Genomic DNA, 17,364 nt, shown 5'->3' with positions numbered 1-17,364 from the left:
GTCTTCACAGTTTTTCAAGAGATTGGGACGCGCGGTGGGTGACCGCGCAGACGAGGGGGGCGACGGCGTGACAACTAGCCGTTCACGAAGCAAGGCAGGCGCGGGGCTGAAGATCGAGCGGGTGTGGACGACCGAGGGGGTCCACCCGTACGACGAGGTCTCCTGGGAGCGCCGTGACGTCGTGATGACGAACTGGCGGGACGGCTCGATCAACTTCGAGCAGCGTGGGGTGGAGTTCCCGGAGTCGTGGAGCGTCAACGCGGCCAACATCGTGACCACCAAGTACTTCCGGGGAGCGGTGGGGACCCCGGAGCGCGAGTGGTCGCTCAAGCAGCTGATCGACCGGGTGGTCACCACCTACCGGACCGCGGGTGAGGAGTACGGCTACTTCGCCGACCCGGCCGACGCCGAGGTCTTCGCGCACGAGCTGACCTGGATGTTGCTCAACCAGGTGTTCAGCTTCAACTCGCCGGTCTGGTTCAACGTCGGCACGCCGTCGCCGCAGCAGGTCAGCGCCTGCTTCATCCTGGCCGTCGACGACTCGATGGACTCGATCCTCGACTGGTACAAGGAGGAGGGGCTGATCTTCAAGGGCGGCTCCGGCTCCGGGGTCAACCTGTCGCGCATCCGCTCGTCCCGTGAGCTGCTCTCCTCCGGCGGCAACGCCTCCGGCCCGGTCAGCTTCATGCGCGGCGCGGACGCCTCCGCCGGCACCATCAAGTCCGGTGGTGCGACCCGCCGGGCGGCCAAGATGGTCATCATCGACGTCGACCACCCGGACATCCAGGAGTTCGTGGTCACGAAGGCGCGCGAGGAGGACAAGATCCGCGCGCTGCGTGACGCCGGGTTCGACATGGACCTCGGCGGCTCCGACATCGTCAGCGTGCAGTACCAGAACGCCAACAACTCGGTTCGGGTCTCCGACGAGTTCATGTCGGCGGTGGAGAACGGCAAGGGCTTCGACCTGCGCGGCCGGCTGGACGGCTCGGTGATCGAGACCGTCGACGCCAAGAACCTGTTCCGCTCCATCTCCCAGGCCGCCTGGGAGTGCGCCGACCCCGGTCTGCAGTACGACGACACGATCAACGACTGGCACACCTGCCCGGAGACCGGGCGGATCACCGCGTCGAACCCGTGCTCGGAGTACCTGCACCTGGACAACTCCTCGTGCAACCTGGCGTCGCTCAACCTGATGAAGTTCCTCCGCGCCGACGGTGGCTTCGAGGTGGAGAAGTTCGTCAAGTCCGTCGAGTTCGTCATCACCGCGATGGACATCTCGATCTGCTTCGCCGACTTCCCGACCGAGAAGATCGGTGAGACGTCCCGCGCCTACCGGCAGCTCGGCATCGGCTACGCCAACCTCGGTGCCCTGCTGATGGCCACCGGCCTGCCGTACGACTCGGACCAGGGCCGCTCGGTCGCCGCGGCGATCACCTCGCTGATGACCGGCACCGCCTACCGCCGCTCGGCCGAGCTGGCCGGCGTCGTCGGCCCGTACGACGGCTACGCCCGCAACGCGGAGCCGCACAAGCGGGTCATGCGCAAGCACGCCGCCGCCAACGACGAGATCAAGCCGACCAGCCCGGTGGCCACCGCTATCGTCCGCGAGGCGACCAGGCAGTGGACCCAGGGCAACAAGATCGGTGACAAGTTCGGTTGGCGCAACGCGCAGGCCAGCGTCCTCGCTCCGACCGGCACCATCGGCTTCATGATGGACTGCGACACGACCGGCGTGGAGCCGGACCTGGCGCTTGTCAAGTTCAAGAAGCTTGTCGGCGGCGGTTCGATGCAGATCGTCAACCAGACGGTGCCGCGCGCCCTGCGCAGCCTCGGCTACCCCGAGGAGCAGGTCGAGGCGATCGTCGAGCACATCGCCGACCACGGCCACGTGGTGGACGCCCCCGGCCTCAAGCCGGAGCACTACCCGGTCTTCGACTGCGCCATGGGCGAGCGGTCGATCGCCCCGATGGGTCACGTGCGGATGATGGCGGCCATCCAGCCGTTCGTCTCCGGCGCCATCTCCAAGACGGTCAACATGCCGGAGGCGGCCACCGTCGAGGACATCGAGAAGATCTACTTCGAGGGCTGGAAGCTCGGCCTCAAGGCGCTGGCGATCTACCGGGACAACTGCAAGGTCGGCCAGCCGCTCTCGGTGGGCAAGTCCAACAAGGCCACCGAGCCGGCCGCCGTCGAGACCGCGCCGGCCGCGGTCGAGAAGGTCATCGAGTACCGGCCGGTGCGCAAGCGCCTGCCGAAGAAGCGCCCGTCCGAGACGGTCAGCTTCTCCGTCGGTGGCGCCGAGGGTTACCTGACCGCGTCGTCCTACCCGGACGACGGCCTCGGTGAGGTCTTCCTGAAGATGTCCAAGCAGGGCTCCACCCTGGCCGGCGTGATGGACGCCTTCTCGGTGGCCATCAGCATCGGCCTCCAGTACGGCGTGCCGCTGGAGACGTTCGTCAGCAAGTTCACCAACATGCGCTTCGAGCCGGCCGGCATGACCGACGACCCGGACGTGCGGATGGCAGCCTCGGTGATGGACTACATCTTCCGTCGCCTGGCGCTGGACTTCCTGCCCTACGAGCGCCGCGCCGAGCTGGGCATCTTCACCGCCTCGGAGCGGGCCGCGCAGCTGCGGGCCGAGGCCGACGCGGAGGCTGCCGGCGTCACCGGCGCCGAGCTCACCGCGATGGCGTCGTCCGCACCGGTGGAGACCCCGGCCAAGCCGGAGGCTGTCGCCCAGCCGGCCCAGGAGATGGCCGACGTGGCCGCCGCCAAGCCGGCTCCGAGCGTGGGTTCCAGCACCGAACTGCTGGAGGCCGTGATCGGCAAGGCCGCCGACGCACCGCTCTGCTTCACCTGCGGTACGAAGATGCGCCCCGCCGGTAGCTGCTACGTCTGCGAGGGCTGCGGCTCCACCAGCGGCTGCAGCTGAAAAATGACCATCTCCGCCGTGTCCCCTGTGAGGGTCTGAGACAGGCCCACCATCGCGCCTCGGCGCAATGGTTCTTAACCATCACGCGTGTCCCCGCGGAGCGCTTCGCTCCGCGGGGATACGCGTTCAGGAGGATCCCCATGTCGTTCGAGGACGGAGAAAACCCGGACTTCCCGCCGATGCCGGACGAGATGGTCCTGTCGACCCGCGCTCAAGCTGAGGACCTCGGATGAGCAGGAACGACGAGGTCCTCGGCGGTGGGGACATCGGCAAGTCGGACCCGCAGTCCGGGGTCAACTTGGAGCCGGCCCCAGAGTCCGTGCCAGACGCATCGGCTGAGCCGGAGCCGCAGTCAGAGCCGGAGTTCGTCGACTACTTCAGCGCCGACGCCGTGGAGGCCAACGCAACCACCGGGCCCGCCGAGGCATCCGAGTCGACCGAGGCTTCGGAACGCCCGGCTCCAGCGAGCCGGGGAGACATCCCTGCCCTCAGGGCTCTCGCGCGCGACGCCGAGCGCACCGTCGGCTCCATCCTCGGCAGCTACGACTTCGGTGTCGCCGCCCAGACGCGCCCGCTCCAGGACATCGTGCGCTCGGCCAGCGGAATGGACCGGCTGACGGCCAACCTGCAGAACCTGGTGAAGCTGCCGCAGGCGTTCGACTACGTGATGGGCGCCCGGCTGAAGGTGCTGCAGGACATCGCGGGAAGCGCCGTCACAAGGCCGTTCTACGCGGACCTGGAGAGAGTCAACCAGACGATTCAGGACATCGCCCGGACCGCAATGCCCAACGCCTCGGTGCTCGCGGTTGACCAGTTCAGGTTCCTGGACAAGGTCACCCCGTTGGCGGTGCAGCCGTTGCAGTTGTCGGTGAGCGCTGACCTGGCCCGCAACGTGTTCGCCAACACTGCCGTGGAGACCTGGCGGATGTCGCTGCTCGCCCAGTCGAACGTCGCCCGCCTGGCGAGTGTTCAGCTGTCCGACGTCTCTCCCGCGCTGCTTGGCGTCCTCGCTGCGCGCGCCGAAGTGGCCGCCGGCCTGTCCGAACGGCTGGCCGCCAACTTCCCTGGCAAGGTCCTGGACGGGGCGACGGCCCAGACTGCGCGGGCTTGGCAGCGCTACACCGCGTTGAAGCCGACGGCGCATCGCCTGGAGATGTCCGCCGCCGCGGGCAGCGCCGTGGGCGGCATCATCGGCAGCGACCTGCTCCTGATCACCGAGGGCGTCGAGGCCGGGGAACTTGCCGCCGACATCGACGCGCAGGTCGTCGAGCCCTGGCACACCGGCGCAATCGCCGCTCGGACGGACCTTCACGCGGCGTTGCAGGCCATCGGCCCCAGCATCGCCGACTTCCTGATCGGCGGTTGGGAGGACGTCGAGCGCAAGGGCGCCGCCGCCGCCTCGAAGATCGCGCACTGCGTCGTAGAGGCCGTCGATCACACGCTGCGTGCCCTTGCCCCACCCGAGGCTGCCGCCGCATGGTTGCGTCGGGACGGCCGGACGCCGGCCAAGACCGACTTCGACGACAAGGGCAAGCCCACCCGACGCGGCCGGATCGCGTACGCGCTCCGCAACCGGCCTGGCGACCGGCTTCTCGTGCAGAACCAAGAGGCCGCCCTGGCCGGCCTCGTCGCTCAGGTGCAGGGGCAGGCGCAGGGCGTCAAGCATGCTCCCGGCGCAGCCACCGTCACGTACGCGCAGACGCTGCTGGTGACCGCTGAGGGGCTGCTGATGCAACTCGTCCTGCCGTAGGCGCACCTGCCGAACAGGCGGTACCGCTGCCCCGGCTTCCCCATGGGGACCGGGGCAGCGCCGTTTCCAGCTGCTCGTCATGACGTTGCCCAGCGAACCGACTGGCCGGCCGGCCATGATCAAGTGATGAAAAGTAGGTCAGAGATGGCCCCGGGACCTACTTCTCATCACTTGATCAGCGAAGGTTCGTCGGTGCTCGGCGCAGGTGTGCAACGAACAGGGCGCTGGATCAGCGGTCTTCGTCGCCTTCGGTTGGGCGTGGTGGGCGGTTGTGTTTGGCCCACTCGTCTACCTCGTCCGCGTCCCAGATTGTCGTCCCGATCAGGCGGGCCATCGGCTCAGGGAAGCCGGGTCGGCGGGTGATCTGCAGTACCCGCTGCCGCGACACGTTGAACAAGGCGGCCAACTCGCCAGGCCCGTACAAGCGCGGTCGCTTCACGGCCTGAAGGTAGGGGCAACTTCAGCTTGACTATTGTCACTTGCAGATTGACAAGACAACATCGTGTGGTGTGTGGTGGAGTGGTCACGCCAGGCGACGGCGGGATAACTCGCCGGGAGGTCGGGTGCCAAAGCACGTGCCGTACGACGACTACCTGCTGGCGGTGGCGCTGACCTTGGCGCGGCGGCACCGGCCGGTCTGGTCGTGGCAGCGGTGGCGGCGGATTTGCCGATTCGGGGCCGACCTTCCGTGCCGAGCCCGGCACCGCATCCCGATCCGGCGAGGCCACTGGCCAGTGGAGGAGCAGGAGTGACCGAGGATCAGGTCGGACGAATCTTGTCCGTGCACCTGCCCGGCGTCGACGGGCTCTGCGCCGGCTGTCGCTGGTGGTGGGCGCGGCTGTCCCCGTACCCCTGTTATCAGGTGGAATGGGCGGCCCGCTGGCACGCCCGGTCGGTCACCCGACGCTTCCTGGATGGTCTGCCGTGACCACTCACGGCCCGATCCTTCCGGTGTGGACCTGCGGCGGCTGTAGTGCCCCTTGGCCCTGCCGGACCCGACGCACGGAGCTTCGTGCCGAGTTCGAGGGCGCGCCCGTGTCGTTGGCCCTCTACATGGGGTCCTACCTGGTGTGGGCGGCCGAGGATCTGACCTGGGTGCCCGCCGGGCTGCTGCACCAGCGTTTCCTGGGCTGGGTCCGGTGAGTCTGATCCGGCGGGGCGATGAGCGGTTCCACTACAGCGACAACTCGCACAAGTGGATCCCGCCAAACCCGGACTACGACCAGGAGGTCTGGGACGAGATGGTCCGGCAGCACCAGCTCCAGCACCTGGAGGAGATCTCCAATCGCAGAAAGCCGCCTCGATCACTTGATGCTGAGTAGGTGTGGACAACCGGGCTGCTCAGCATCAAGTGATCTCGGCGGCCGGGTTACTGGCTCGCGCGTTCGGCGGCGCGCACCGCGTTGCGGAACAGCATCGCGACTGTGGTCGGGCCGACCCCGCCGACGCGGGGCGTGATGGCGCCGGCGACCTCGGCGCACGCTTCGTCCACGTCCGGCAGGAGGCGCCGCCCTTCGTAGCGGACGCCGGCGCCGATGACGACGGCGCCGGGCTTGACGTGCTCAGGCTGCACGATCCGGGGTACGCCGGCGGCGGCGACGAGGATGTCGGCGCGGCGGGTGTAGCGGTCCCAGTCGGGCACCCCGGTGTGGACGACGGTGACGGCGGCGTTGGCGGTCGGGCGTTTCTGGGCGAGCAGCATGGCCAGGGGGCGGCCAAGGGTGGCGCCCCGGCCGAGGATGACTACCTCACGACCGGCGACGGGGATCTCGTAGTACGCCAGGAGGGCTTCGATGCCGGCGGGGGTGCACGGCAGCGGGCCGGGCAGGCCGACGGCGAGACGGCCCATGTTCAGCGGATGCATGCCGTCGACGTCCTTGTCCGGGTCGATGGTCTGCAACGCCGCGTCGTAGTCGAGGTGCCCCGGAACTGGGTACTGCACGAGCAGCCCGTGTACGGCCGGATCGTTGTTGAATCGGGCAATGGCCTGGTGCAGTTCGGCCTGGGTGGCTGTGGCAGGCAGGTGCGCGTGCGGCGAGTCGAACCCGAGCGCGGCGGCCTGGCGCTGCTTGATGGCGATGTAACCGGCGCTGGCGTCGTCGTCGCCGACGAGGATGGTGGCGAGGCTCGGTGTGATCCCGCGGCTGCGCAGTTGGGCGGCTGCGGCGGCGGTCTCGGCCAGGACGGCTTCGGCGACCGGTGCGCCCGGCAGGAGCCGGGCGGTGCCGGACGGGGTGTGGTGCTCGGCGGATGCGCTGGTTGTGGTCATGACGGTCCCTCGACGCAGGCGCCCAGGCGGTCGACGCCCGCGAGAGGCTCCCCGATGGTTTGACCATCCCCGTGCCGCCAGTCGCCGGTGCTTCGATGATGCCGCATCACCAGGGCGATTGCCCAGTTGGGCCAGGAGCGCCGGCAGACTCGCGCCGGGATGGTTCGGTAACACTCGTGCTCCGCCTTACGAAGAAGGGGTGTGAGGGCTACGAGGGAGGACGGCCTGTGAATGAGCCGAGCCGAGCCGATGACGACATTTCTGGCATCGGGGCCGATCCGGTGGCCTTCGAGGTCTTCTACCGGCGGCACCTGGAGGCGGTGGGCCGGTTCGTGGCGCGGCGGGTCGACGACCCGCACCTCGCCGCCGACCTCACCGCCGACGTGTTCCTGGCGGTGATCGAGTCGGCGGCCGGCTACCGGCCGGACCGGGGGAGTCAGATCGGCTGGCTGTACGGGGTGGCCCGCAACGTCATCGGCGACGAGCGGCGTCGGGCGGCTCAACGGCTGCGGGTGACCGGCCGACTGGCCGGGCGACGGGACCTGAGCCCCGACGACATCGCCCGCATCGAGGAACGGATCGACGCCGAGTCGGCGGCCCGCCGCACCCACCGGGCGCTGCGCGAGCTACCCGAGGGCACCAGAACGCTCGTCGAACTCGTCGCCGTGGACGGCCTCACCGTCGCGGAGGCGGCGGCAGTGCTCGGGGTGTCACCTGTCGCCGCTCGGGTCCGCCTGCATCGTGCCCGCCGCGTCGTGCGCGCCGTGCTCGCCCGCCCGGTCACCACCCTCGCCTGATGAGACGGAGATGACGCAATGAACAAGACCGAACCGTCGCCGCAGGGTTTCGAGGAGCAGCTCCTGCGGGATCTGACCGCACACGTGGCCCAACGGGCCGAGGCGGCGTCGGAGGCCCGTCCCGCCGGACGCCGCGCCCGGTTCCTGCGCGGTTGGCGCCTGGCCGGAGCGTTCGGGCTGGCGGTGACGCTGACCGCCGGTGCGCTGGTGGTGCAGACGATCAGGGTGGGCGACCAGCCGCCGACTGCCAGCGCGTCGGAGATCTTCCATCTGGCGGCCGAAGCAGCCCGGCAGCAGCCGGAGCTCACCGCCCGACCCGATCAGTACGTCTTCACGGAAAACCTGGCGACGATCCGGGACCTGCCGGCCAGCGGGCCTTACCAGACCATTCGGAACCAACTGTGGCAGTCGGCCGGTGGAGTCGCGTACACGCAGGGACGCTACCGACCGGAGGGCGACCCGAACGGGTGGGGCGAGCTGCGGGAGCTCCGGATCAGCGATGCCGCCGATCCCACGAAGGATCTCGACGCGTTCCAGCCGCCGGCATACCACGGCGACCTGCCCACCGACCCGGACGAGCTGCTTCGATACCTTCGGGAAAACCCGGTCGACCTGCATCTCCCCGAAGGAGCCGATGAGGAGGCCGTCTACGGGGACGAGAGCATGGCGTACACCACCGCGCGGTCGATGCTCCAGGGCTACGTGCCACCCCGAGCGCTGGCGGCGCTGTTCGAACTGTTGGCACGGGAACCCGGGGCGGTCGTCATATCGGGCGACGTGGTGGACGCTGCCGGTCGCCATGGGGTGGCGATCCGGATGCCCGGTGTGATCGGTGGCAACGAGGACCTGCTCTTCGACCGCGACACCCACGTCTTCCTCGGCCGCCGTGGGTCGGTGGTGCGCGACGGCAAGGAGTCCCTGCACACGGCTGTCGCGCTACTCCGCATCGCAATCGTCGACCGGCCGGGCCAGCTGCCCTGAGCGGCGCTGGCACCGCCCCGGACGGGCCGGCCGGTCACGTCGGACCGGTCAGGGCTGGGCGAACAGCGGGCCGTAGTTCGAGCGGAACATCTGCTCGCCGAGGCGGCGCATCACCAGGTCGCGCAGCGCGGGCGGAAGCCCGGTGGCCTTGTCGCGGCGGTGGGTCTGGCTGAGCACCCAGTCGGTACGCGGGCGGCGTCGCGCCTCGTACCCGCGCAGGGCCTCGGCGATGGACCCGGCAGCGGCCAACGAGGAAGCGAGCACGACGGCGTCCTCCAGGGCCATCGCCGCGCCCTGGGCCATGTTCGGCGAGGTGGCGTGGGCGGCGTCGCCGATCAGCAGCACCGGGCCCCGGGACCAGGAGTCGAGCACGACCTCCTGGTTCGGCCCGGCGTGCAGGGTGCTGTCGTCGTAGTCGAGGGCCTTGAGCATGGTGGCCACCGGCGCGGTGAACGTCGCGGCAAGCTCGTCGCGCCAGCCTGGCCGGTCGGCCACCGGGCCGTCGTTGTAGTAGCAGTACGTGTGCTCAGCGCTGATGGGGATGGTCAGGAACTGCCGACCGCGCCCCAACTGCACCGACCAGACCGGCTCGTCGTCGACGCGGGGTGCGACCCACCGGTACGCGTACTGGCCGAGGTCGCGGGCCGCCTGACCGTCGAAGGCGAGCCGGCGGACCGTCGAGTTCACCCCGTCCGCGCCGAGCACCAGGTCGTACCGTTCGGTGCTGTTGTCGTCGAACTCGACGGCGATCTGGTCGCCCTCCGCATGCAGCGCTACCGGTCGGCGGCCCCAGCGGATCGGGGTGTCGCCGACGCCGGCGAGCAGCGCCCGGTGCAGGTGCGCCCGGGGCAGCGACACGCACGGTCCGACGCCCCGCCACAGCGCGGCCACGTCGATGTCGAAGAGGCGACGCCCGCGCTGGTTCGCGCTGCGCTGCCGGGTGATCTCCACGGAGACGTCGGAGACCGGCTCGGCCAGACCGAGTACGTCGAGCATCCGGGTCGCGTTGCCGGTGAGGTAGATCCCGGTGCCGGAGTCGGTCGGCCCGGATGCCCGCTCGACCACGTCGACAGTGGCACCCCACTCGCGTAGCGCGGCCACCGTCGCCAGTCCGGCGACACCTCCGCCGACGATCAGTACCCGGACACCGTCACCCCGCACGACACTTTCCTCCCCGTTGCCCCTGCGCGACACCGCTGAGCTGCTGCTCAACGGTCCAGCCGCCGCAGCACTCTACGAGGCGGGTGAGCCAGCGCACGGGAACGGGGGCTGAAATACCGAGGAATGGGCTGCGACGATGAGGCATGACGACAGCTGAGACGTACGCCGAGTTCGGCAGCCGCGAGGCGCGCGGCGTGTCGCCCACGTATGAGCGCCTGTCGCAGGCCGTCGCCCGCGACGACGACCTGCTCACAGTGCTCGACGGGCTGCCGCCGGCCAAGCGCCAGCCGAATCTGCTGTTCGGCGTCGTCCGCTGGCTCGGTGGCCCGGTCGACGACCCGGCCGCGTTCCACGACTACGTGATGACGCACTGGCCGGCCATCGAGACGCAGATGCTCACCCGGGCCACCCAGACGAACGAGGCCGGTCGGTGCGCGGTCCTGCTGCCGGTGCTCGCCGCGTTGCCGCAGCCCCTCGCCCTGCTGGAGGTCGGTGCGTCGGCCGGGCTCTGCCTCTACCCCGACCGGTACGCGTACCGGTACGGCGACCATCGGGTCGGTTCCGGTGAGCTGGTTCTCGACTGCGCGGCCAACGGGTTGGCACCGCCGGCAGGCGTACCCCGGGTGGTGTGGCGGGCCGGCCTGGACCTCAACCCGCTCGACGTGACCGACAGCGACGACGTGTCCTGGTTGGACGCCCTGATCTGGCCGGAGCACGCCCACCGGCGGGCCCGGCTGCGCGCCGCGGCGGCGGTCGCCGCGGCCGACCCGCCGCTGCTTGTCCGCGGCGACCTGGTTGACGACCTGCCGGCGCTGGCCGCGCGGGCGCCGACCGACGCGACGCTTGTGGTCTTCCACACGTCAGTGCTCTACCAGGTGCCGCCCCCGCGCCGGGATGCGTTCGTCCGGTTGGTCCGCGAGCTGCCGGGGCGCTGGGTGGCGAACGAGGGGCCGGAGGTGCTCCGGTACGACGGGTTGCCCGCCCCACCGAGCGACGTGCTGCACAACGTCCTCGCGCTCGACGGAAAGCCGCTGGCCTGGGCCAGAGGTCACGGCCAGGCGCTGACCTGGTTCGGCTGACGTCACCAGGCCGCTGGTTGGACGCCGGTCAGCTCAACGAGCCGGTTCGGGCATCCGAGCGCGCAGGGCTCGGATGAACCAGTCCACCGCAGGCGCCGTCGCGTCGCCGGTCGACCAGCCGTTGAGCACCGCCAACAGGTCGACGTAGCGGTCCCGGCGGGGGTCGTTGGCCGGTTCCAGCCGATCGAGCAGCCGCCGACGCACGTCGGCCTCGTCGGAGTGATGGTGCAGGCTCGCGTACCGGTTGGTGACGGCTGTGACCACCGGATCGGCGTCCGGGCTGGCCGGGTCGAGACCGGCCGCGAGGGCGGGGGCCACCGCGTCCCGGACCACCGCGACGGCGTCCGGGCGGGGCAGCCCCGGGACGTCGTTGTCGGCGGCGTGCTGCCGCACCAGCCGCCGCATCCGGGCCCGGAACTCCGGCTCCCGACACAGCTCGGCCAGCTCCAGCCATGCCTCGACCTGCGCGGTGTCGGGGTCGTCGGGAAGCTCCGGTGTCAACGAGACGACCGCACCCCGGTACGCGGGCTGGTCGCCGAGGCCGGCGAAGACGCCGTCCAGGAATTCCGCCACCAACTGCCCGCGTTCGCGGGCGGTGAGCTGGGCCAGTCGGTGCAGCTCGTCCACCTCGGTCGGGCCCGACCCGCGCCTCGCCGCGACGGTGAGCACCGCCTGGCGCAGCCGCAGCACCCGGATCTGCACGGCCAACGCCTCGGCGTGTGCGGCGGCCACCTCGGGCAGGGATACCTCCTGGTCCACCACCCGCCGGATGGTGGCCAGGTCCAGGCCGAGGTCACGCAGCGTCCGGACCAGCTCCAACCGGGCCACTGCCGCACTGCCGTACCGCCGGTAGCCGGCCGGGCTCCGATCCGTCGGCGGCACGACCCCGCTGTCGGCGTAGTACCGGATGGTCTTGACGCTCAGGCCGGTCCGTCGGGCCAGGTCGCCGATCGTGTGAAACGTCTGCCCGCTCATGCCCCCACCCTCGCGTCTCCCCCCGGTGGAGACTCAAGCACCATCCGGGCCGGCGAGGAACGCCGCGACCGTCGCGGTGAACGCCTCGGGGTCGTCGAGCCACGGGTAGTGCCCGGCGCCCGGCTGGACGACCAGCTCGGCGCGTGGACTCAGCTCGGCGAACTGGGCCACCAGGCCCGGCGGTGCGGCCAGGTCGACAGCGCCGGCGAGCAGCAGCACCGGGCCTCGATGGGCGGAGAGGGCCGCACGGGTGGCTGGCGGATCGAAGGCGCCTTCGGAGCTGAAGATGCCCGCCAACTCCTCGTTGCGCTGGCCGGACTCGGCGGCCTGGTGGACCTGAGCGGCAGTGTCCCACCGGCCGTACAGGAACGGAGCGATCTCCTGCTGGGAGGCGGGCCCGGCCCGGCCCGCGAGGACGGACTCCACCGCCGCGGCGGCCACCGGAAACCATGGCTCGCCGGCCCGGGCATCAATGACCTCCTGGCGCTGCGCGTCGGTCACCTGCAGCCCTACCGCTCGGATGCTCGGGTTCACCAGCGCGAGTCGGCCCACCCGAGCGGGGTGCCGGGTCAGGTACTGCAGAGCCAGGTTGGTGCCGGCTGAGTGCCCGAGCAGATCCAGCCGGTCGAGGCCCAGGTGGCCGCGCAGCGCCTCCACATCGTCGACCATGCGGTCGCAGCGGCAGGTCGAGACGTCAGCCGGGACCGCCGAGCGACCGGTGCCCCGCGGATCGAGGATGACCAGCGTCCGGTGCGCGCCCAGACCGCCGAGGTCACCGAGGTACGCGGAGTCACGCATCGGCCCGCCCGGCAGGCAGACCAGCGGATCCCCAACCCCGACCGTCCGGTACGCGAGGATGGTCCCGTCGATCGCGTCGAATGTGGTGGCCATCGGTCAGCGGACCCGCTGGTGGCGGAGCAGAACCACCCCGTTGCCGAAGACCCGGCTCTCCACCAGCCGCAGACCGGTCGGAGTCTCGGCGTCGGGGAAGAGTCGGCGGCCCTTACCGACCAGCACCGGGTGAACGTAGATCCGGTACTCGTCGATCAGGTCGTGCCGGGCGAACGTCGCGGCCAGGTCGGCCCCGCCGAGCGCCAGGTCGCCGCCCGGTTCGGCGGTGAGCTTGCGGACCTGCTCGACGTCGACCTCGCGCACGACTGTGGCGTTCCAGCCGGCGTGGTCGAGGGTGCGCGAGTAGACGATCTTCGGCATGTCCCGCCAGATCCGGGCGAACTCGCGCTCCGGGCCGCTGGCGGCCGGGTCCTGATCGGCGGTCGGCCAGTAGGAGGCCATCAGCTCGTGGCTGACCCGGCCGCTGAGGAACCCGCCCATCGGGGCGATCACGTCGTTGAAGTGCTGGTGCAACTCCTCGTCGACCTGGTGCCAGCCGATGTCGCCACCCGGGCCCTCGAAGAACCCGTCCAACGACAGGCTCATCTGCACAACGATCTTCCGCATCGTGTCTCCTCCGTATGCGTCGATGGATGTCGAACCCGATCGTCGTCGGACCGTACGACGAAACGACCGCTCGCCGCGACGACGCAGAGGCATGCCGGGCATCCGGGCAGCGGGAGGTTGACCACGACCGGTCCCTAGACTGCTGCGGTGACCGGAGAGCGACCACCCCTGGCCGACCGGCCGCTCACCGAGCCGCACCCGTCCCGGCTGCCGTCCGAACACCCCGACCGGGCCCGGATCCTCGCCGCGCACACCGCCGCGTTGGCCGCCGGTGAGGCCGGTTACCTCGACCCGGCGAGCGGGCTGTTCGTGCTCAGCGCCGGTTTCCTGGCGCGCCGTGGAACGTGCTGCGGGCGCGGCTGCCGGCACTGTCCGTACGTGGACGATCCACCCTCGGAACAGGCGTAAACGGGGACTTCCGTGCGACACCGACACCCCGTACGGTGTCCGACGGACACTTGGCGGGCACCTTCCGCCGTCGGTCGGCGAGAGGGTGGAGTGTGCGCGGGCGGATCGTGGTCGCCGGGCTGGCCGGGCTGCTGCTGAGTGGCTGCGCCGACGAGGCGGAACCGGCGGCGGTGCCGCCGCCGGTGTCGATAGCTGTTGACGTGGCGGCTGCCTCCTCGGGCGGCGCCTGCCGCCTGCTGGACTTCGCGGTGATCGAGCAGACGGTGAAGGTCCGCTTCGACGTGGCGGCGGCCAGTGAACAGGGCGACACCCACACCTGTGTGGTCCGGGCCGCGGGTGCCACATTGCCGGAGTTGACGCTCACCGTGACCGAGACCACGATCGACAAAGCCAGCTTCGGCGCGGACGTGGTGCCGGACAAGGCGGCGAAGGTCACCGGGCTGGGTCAGCAGGCGTACAAGCGGACCACCGCCGCGGCGAGCGGGCACGGCCCGGTCGCCGAGGTGGGCTGGCTGGCCGGCGACGGACGGCTGGCCACTGTGAGTTGGACCACGGCCCGTGGCAGTGCACGTTCGGCGGTGGAGAAGCTGACCGGCGACCTGACCGCGTTGGCCAAAAAGGTGGACACCCGGGCGTTGTGACGCCCGGGTGCCCGGTTGGTCAGTTGGCGGCGACGAAGACCCGGGAAGCGACCTCGCGGGGCAGCCGCACCCGGTCACCGGAGCGGTCGATCGACACCCCGTCGCGCTCCTGGGCCACTGTCACTGTGGCACCCGGGTCGACACCCGCGGCGTGGAGTTGGCGCAGCACGTCGGCGTCCTTCTGCACGCTCTCGCAGATGCGGCGCACCACTACCGACCCGGAGAGGCCGGGGAAGGCCAGGTTGCGCTCGCCCTCGGCGGCCTCGGTGGTCTCCGCCGCCGGCGAACCCAGCTCCTGAAGCCCGGGGATCGGGTTGCCGTACGGGGAACGGGTCGGCCGGTTGAGCAGGTCGTAGACCCGCTTCTCCACTGCGTCGCTCATCACGTGCTCCCAGCGGCAGGCCTCCTCGTGGGCCTCCTCGTAGGGCATTCCGATGACGTTGACCAGCAGCAGCTCGGCGAGGCGGTGCTTGCGCATCACTGACACGGCGCTGCCGCGACCCAGGGCGGTGAGCGTCAGGTGCCGGTCTCCCTCGACTGTGAGCAGGCCGTCGCGCTCCATCCGGGCGACGGTCTGGCTCACGGTGGGGCCACTCTGCTGCAGCCTCTCGGCGATCCGGGCACGCAGCGGTGGCACCCCCTCTTCTTCCAACTCGAGGATGGTGCGCAGGTACATTTCGGTCGTGTCGACCAGGTCGTGAGACTTCATAAGGTCAGCGGCCCTCCGGTGCACGATGTTACCTCGGGGAACGGCTGGTGACCTTCGCCGAACCGCGTGCCGTCCACGCGAATGGTGTTGGATGGTCGCCATGTCCGGTACCCAGGAGCCGTTGGTCGAGGTCGATCGGCTCGTCGCCGAACTCGACCAGGTCGATCCGCCCACCCTGCTCGACGTCCGCTGGCGGCTCGTCGGCCCGCCCGGGCGCGACGACTACCTCGCCGGCCACCTGCCCGGGGCGGTCTTCGTCGACCTGGACACCGCGCTCTGTGGGGTGCCGGGCGCCGGCGGCCGGCACCCGTTGCCCGACCCGGCCGCGTTGCAGGCCGCGCTGCGAGCCGCCGGCGTCCGCGCCGGTCACCCAGTGGTGGTGTACGACGGCGGCGACGGCATGGCCGCCGCACGGGCCTGGTGGACGCTGCGCTGGGCGGGTCACCGGCCGGTACGCCTGCTGCACGGCGGCTACCCGGCCTGGGTGGCCGCCGGCCGACCCGTCTCCACCGACGCGCCCGCCCCACCCCCCGGCGACGTCGTGGTGCGCCCCGGTGATCTCCCGGTGCTCGACGCCGGGCAGGCCGCCGCGCTGGCCGCCGCGGACGACGCCGCGTTGCTCGACGTACGGGCGGCGCCCCGCTACCGGGGCGAGGTCGAGCCGATCGACAGGGTCGCCGGGCACGTGCCGGGAGCGGCGAACCTGCCCGCCGGGGAGTACGTCGGGCCGGACGGCCGTTTCCTGGCCGCCGACGTGCTGAGGGAGCGGTTCGCCGCCGCCGGGGTGACCGAGGGGCGGGCCGTCGGGGCGTACTGCGGCTCGGGGGTGACCGCCGCCCAGGCGGTGCTCGCGCTGCACCTGGCCGGCCGCACGGACGCCGCGCTCTACGTTGGATCGTGGAGCAACTGGGTCGCGGACCCGGCCCGGCCGGTCGCCTCCGGGCCGATACCTGGCCGCTGACCAGCGCGTGCGGTGGGCCGGCGCCGATCCTCGTGCGACGATGGGCTCATGTCCGACGACACTGTTGTGGTGTGGGACGAGTCGCTGCTCGCCTACGACATGGGTGACCATCCACTCGACCCGGTCCGGGTGGAGCTGACCATCGCGCTCGCCCGCGAGCTGGGCATCCTCAATCGGCCAGGGGTGCGGGTGATCAAGCCGGAGCCCGCCGACGATGCAGTGCTCACCCGGGTGCACGCGCCGGCCTACCTCGCCGCGGTGCGCAACGCGCCGCGCGACCCGCTCTTCGCCGGGTACGGGCTGGGCACCTCCGACAACCCGGTCTTCGAGGGGATGCACGAGTCCAGCGCGCTGATCGCCGGCGCGACGGTGGCCGCCGCCGAGGCGGTCTGGCGCGGCGACGCCCGGCGGGCGGTGAACGTGGCCGGTGGGCTGCACCACGCCATGTCCGCCCGAGCCTCCGGCTTCTGCGTCTACAACGACCCAGCGGTGGCCATCGCCCGCCTGCTCGACCTCGGCGCGGAGCGGGTGGCGTACGTGGACGTCGACGTGCACCACGGCGACGGGGTGCAGGACATCTTCTGGAACGACCCGCGGGTGCTCACGGTCAGCGTGCACGAGACCCCGCTGGCCCTCTTCCCGGGCACGGGTTTCCCGGACGAGACGGGTGGGCCGGGTGCGCAGGGCACCGCCGTCAACATGCCGTTGCCGCCCGGTGTCGACGACAGCGGCTGGCAGCGCGCGTTCCACGCGGTAGTGCCGTCGGTGCTGCGCGCGTTCCGGCCGCAGGTGCTGGTCAGCCAGTGCGGCGCGGACGGGCACCGGCTGGACCCACTCGCCGATCTGAACCTGACTGTGGACGGGCAGCGGGCCACCTACCTGGCGATGCGGGCGCTCGCCGACGAGTTGTGCGACGGCCGGTGGGTGGCCACCGGCGGTGGCGGGTACGCGCTCGTCGAGGTGGTGCCCCGGGCCTGGAGTCACCTGCTGGCCGTGGCCACCGGTGACCCGATCGACCCGGCCACGCTCACCCCACCCGCGTGGCGGGACCTGGTCGCCTCCCGACGTCTGGGCCGGGAGGTGCCGCTGCGGATGACCGACGACGCCGACCCGTCGTACGAGCCGTGGCAGCCGACCGGCGAGCCGAACGCGGTGGACCGGGCGATCGCGGCCACCCGCAAGACGGTCTTCCCGCTGCTCGGGCTCGACCCGCACGATCCACGGGACTGAGCCGGGCCGGGGG

General features: G+C 71.1%; 19 protein-coding genes. 12 read left to right on the top strand and 7 right to left on the bottom strand.

Annotated elements, in window-relative coordinates; genetic code table 11:
* Positions 1-34 precede the first annotated feature (34 nt).
* The gene (locus AB0B98_RS12360; protein ID WP_357362501.1) at positions 35-2,932 is read left to right on the top strand and encodes a vitamin B12-dependent ribonucleotide reductase; all 2,898 of its coding nucleotides are present in this window, start codon (positions 35-37) and stop codon (positions 2,930-2,932) included.
* A 229-nt stretch (positions 2,933-3,161) separates the two neighbouring features.
* A complete protein-coding gene (locus tag AB0B98_RS12355) occupies positions 3,162-4,682 on the top strand; it encodes a hypothetical protein (RefSeq protein WP_357362499.1) in 1,521 nt (506 codons plus the stop codon).
* A gap of 229 nt (positions 4,683-4,911) precedes the next feature.
* Here AB0B98_RS12355 and AB0B98_RS12350 read toward each other — a convergent pair whose 3' ends face one another.
* Positions 4,912-5,121: a DNA-binding protein gene (locus AB0B98_RS12350; RefSeq protein ID WP_355581323.1), complete on the bottom strand. Its 210-nt coding sequence runs from the start codon at positions 5,119-5,121 to the stop codon at positions 4,912-4,914.
* A gap of 124 nt (positions 5,122-5,245) precedes the next feature.
* Between AB0B98_RS12350 and AB0B98_RS12345 the strand changes: the two genes are divergently transcribed.
* From AB0B98_RS12345 to AB0B98_RS12335, 3 genes are all read left to right on the top strand, one after another.
* Positions 5,246-5,434 carry a hypothetical protein gene (locus tag AB0B98_RS12345; protein ID WP_357362497.1) on the top strand — a complete coding sequence of 63 codons (189 nt, stop codon included), beginning with the start codon at positions 5,246-5,248 and terminating at the stop codon, positions 5,432-5,434.
* On the top strand, positions 5,431-5,610 hold the full coding sequence (locus AB0B98_RS12340; protein ID WP_357362495.1) for a hypothetical protein: 180 nt from the start codon (positions 5,431-5,433) through the stop codon (positions 5,608-5,610). Before AB0B98_RS12345 ends, AB0B98_RS12340 begins: the two co-directional genes overlap by 4 nt.
* Positions 5,611-5,821: 211 nt before the next feature.
* Positions 5,822-6,004 (top strand): hypothetical protein, encoded by a 183-nt coding sequence (locus AB0B98_RS12335; protein ID WP_357362493.1) that lies wholly within the window; start codon positions 5,822-5,824, stop codon positions 6,002-6,004.
* Between the two features lie 47 nt (positions 6,005-6,051).
* Here AB0B98_RS12335 and AB0B98_RS12330 read toward each other — a convergent pair whose 3' ends face one another.
* On the bottom strand, positions 6,052-6,951 hold the full coding sequence (locus AB0B98_RS12330; RefSeq protein WP_357362491.1) for a bifunctional 5,10-methylenetetrahydrofolate dehydrogenase/5,10-methenyltetrahydrofolate cyclohydrolase: 900 nt from the start codon (positions 6,949-6,951) through the stop codon (positions 6,052-6,054).
* 227 nt (positions 6,952-7,178) lie between these two features.
* Between AB0B98_RS12330 and AB0B98_RS12325 the strand changes: the two genes are divergently transcribed.
* Both AB0B98_RS12325 and AB0B98_RS12320 read left to right on the top strand, forming a co-directional pair.
* The gene (locus tag AB0B98_RS12325; protein ID WP_238671828.1) at positions 7,179-7,748 is read left to right on the top strand and encodes a sigma-70 family RNA polymerase sigma factor; all 570 of its coding nucleotides are present in this window, start codon (positions 7,179-7,181) and stop codon (positions 7,746-7,748) included.
* Between the two features lie 18 nt (positions 7,749-7,766).
* Positions 7,767-8,729, top strand: a complete 963-nt coding sequence (locus AB0B98_RS12320) for a CU044_5270 family protein (protein WP_357362489.1) — start codon at positions 7,767-7,769, stop codon at positions 8,727-8,729.
* Positions 8,730-8,777: 48 nt separating this feature from the next.
* Here the strand turns inward: AB0B98_RS12320 and AB0B98_RS12315 are convergent, their stop codons facing one another.
* Positions 8,778-9,890, bottom strand: a complete 1,113-nt coding sequence (locus tag AB0B98_RS12315) for an FAD-dependent monooxygenase (RefSeq protein WP_357362487.1) — start codon at positions 9,888-9,890, stop codon at positions 8,778-8,780.
* A 143-nt stretch (positions 9,891-10,033) separates the two neighbouring features.
* On the opposite strand from AB0B98_RS12315, the gene AB0B98_RS12310 reads away from it, so the two are divergent.
* Positions 10,034-10,969 (top strand): DUF2332 domain-containing protein, encoded by a 936-nt coding sequence (locus AB0B98_RS12310; RefSeq protein WP_357362485.1) that lies wholly within the window; start codon positions 10,034-10,036, stop codon positions 10,967-10,969.
* 33 nt (positions 10,970-11,002) lie between these two features.
* Here AB0B98_RS12310 and AB0B98_RS12305 read toward each other — a convergent pair whose 3' ends face one another.
* Genes AB0B98_RS12305 through AB0B98_RS12295 form a run of 3 tightly spaced genes read right to left on the bottom strand, consistent with a single transcriptional unit; the run spans position 11,003 to position 13,402 of the window.
* Positions 11,003-11,944: a MerR family transcriptional regulator gene (locus AB0B98_RS12305; RefSeq protein WP_357362483.1), complete on the bottom strand. Its 942-nt coding sequence runs from the start codon at positions 11,942-11,944 to the stop codon at positions 11,003-11,005.
* Positions 11,945-11,977: 33 nt separating this feature from the next.
* Complete coding sequence (locus tag AB0B98_RS12300) at positions 11,978-12,835, bottom strand: alpha/beta hydrolase (protein ID WP_357362481.1); 858 nt, start codon at positions 12,833-12,835, stop codon at positions 11,978-11,980.
* A 3-nt stretch (positions 12,836-12,838) separates the two neighbouring features.
* Positions 12,839-13,402: a dihydrofolate reductase family protein gene (locus AB0B98_RS12295; protein WP_357362479.1), complete on the bottom strand. Its 564-nt coding sequence runs from the start codon at positions 13,400-13,402 to the stop codon at positions 12,839-12,841.
* A 147-nt stretch (positions 13,403-13,549) separates the two neighbouring features.
* On the opposite strand from AB0B98_RS12295, the gene AB0B98_RS12290 reads away from it, so the two are divergent.
* Both AB0B98_RS12290 and AB0B98_RS12285 read left to right on the top strand, forming a co-directional pair.
* Positions 13,550-13,810: a DUF5522 domain-containing protein gene (locus tag AB0B98_RS12290; protein WP_357284083.1), complete on the top strand. Its 261-nt coding sequence runs from the start codon at positions 13,550-13,552 to the stop codon at positions 13,808-13,810.
* 92 nt (positions 13,811-13,902) lie between these two features.
* Positions 13,903-14,451, top strand: a complete 549-nt coding sequence (locus AB0B98_RS12285; protein WP_357362477.1) for a hypothetical protein — start codon at positions 13,903-13,905, stop codon at positions 14,449-14,451.
* A 19-nt stretch (positions 14,452-14,470) separates the two neighbouring features.
* Here AB0B98_RS12285 and AB0B98_RS12280 read toward each other — a convergent pair whose 3' ends face one another.
* On the bottom strand, positions 14,471-15,160 hold the full coding sequence (locus AB0B98_RS12280) for a metal-dependent transcriptional regulator (RefSeq protein WP_091400569.1): 690 nt from the start codon (positions 15,158-15,160) through the stop codon (positions 14,471-14,473).
* Positions 15,161-15,260: 100 nt separating this feature from the next.
* On the opposite strand from AB0B98_RS12280, the gene AB0B98_RS12275 reads away from it, so the two are divergent.
* Both AB0B98_RS12275 and AB0B98_RS12270 read left to right on the top strand, forming a co-directional pair.
* A complete protein-coding gene (locus AB0B98_RS12275; protein ID WP_357362475.1) occupies positions 15,261-16,121 on the top strand; it encodes a sulfurtransferase in 861 nt (286 codons plus the stop codon).
* 48 nt (positions 16,122-16,169) lie between these two features.
* Positions 16,170-17,351, top strand: coding sequence for an acetoin utilization protein AcuC (locus AB0B98_RS12270; protein WP_357362473.1), 1,182 nt, complete (start codon positions 16,170-16,172; stop codon positions 17,349-17,351).
* Positions 17,352-17,364: the final 13 nt, after the last annotated feature.

It is taken from the genome of Micromonospora sp. NPDC048947, assembly GCF_040649495.1.
Classification (GTDB): Bacteria; Actinomycetota; Actinomycetes; order Mycobacteriales; family Micromonosporaceae; genus Micromonospora; species Micromonospora alfalfae.
Note: the sequence above shows the minus strand (reverse complement) of the source record. Positions and strands in the feature narration are given on the sequence as shown.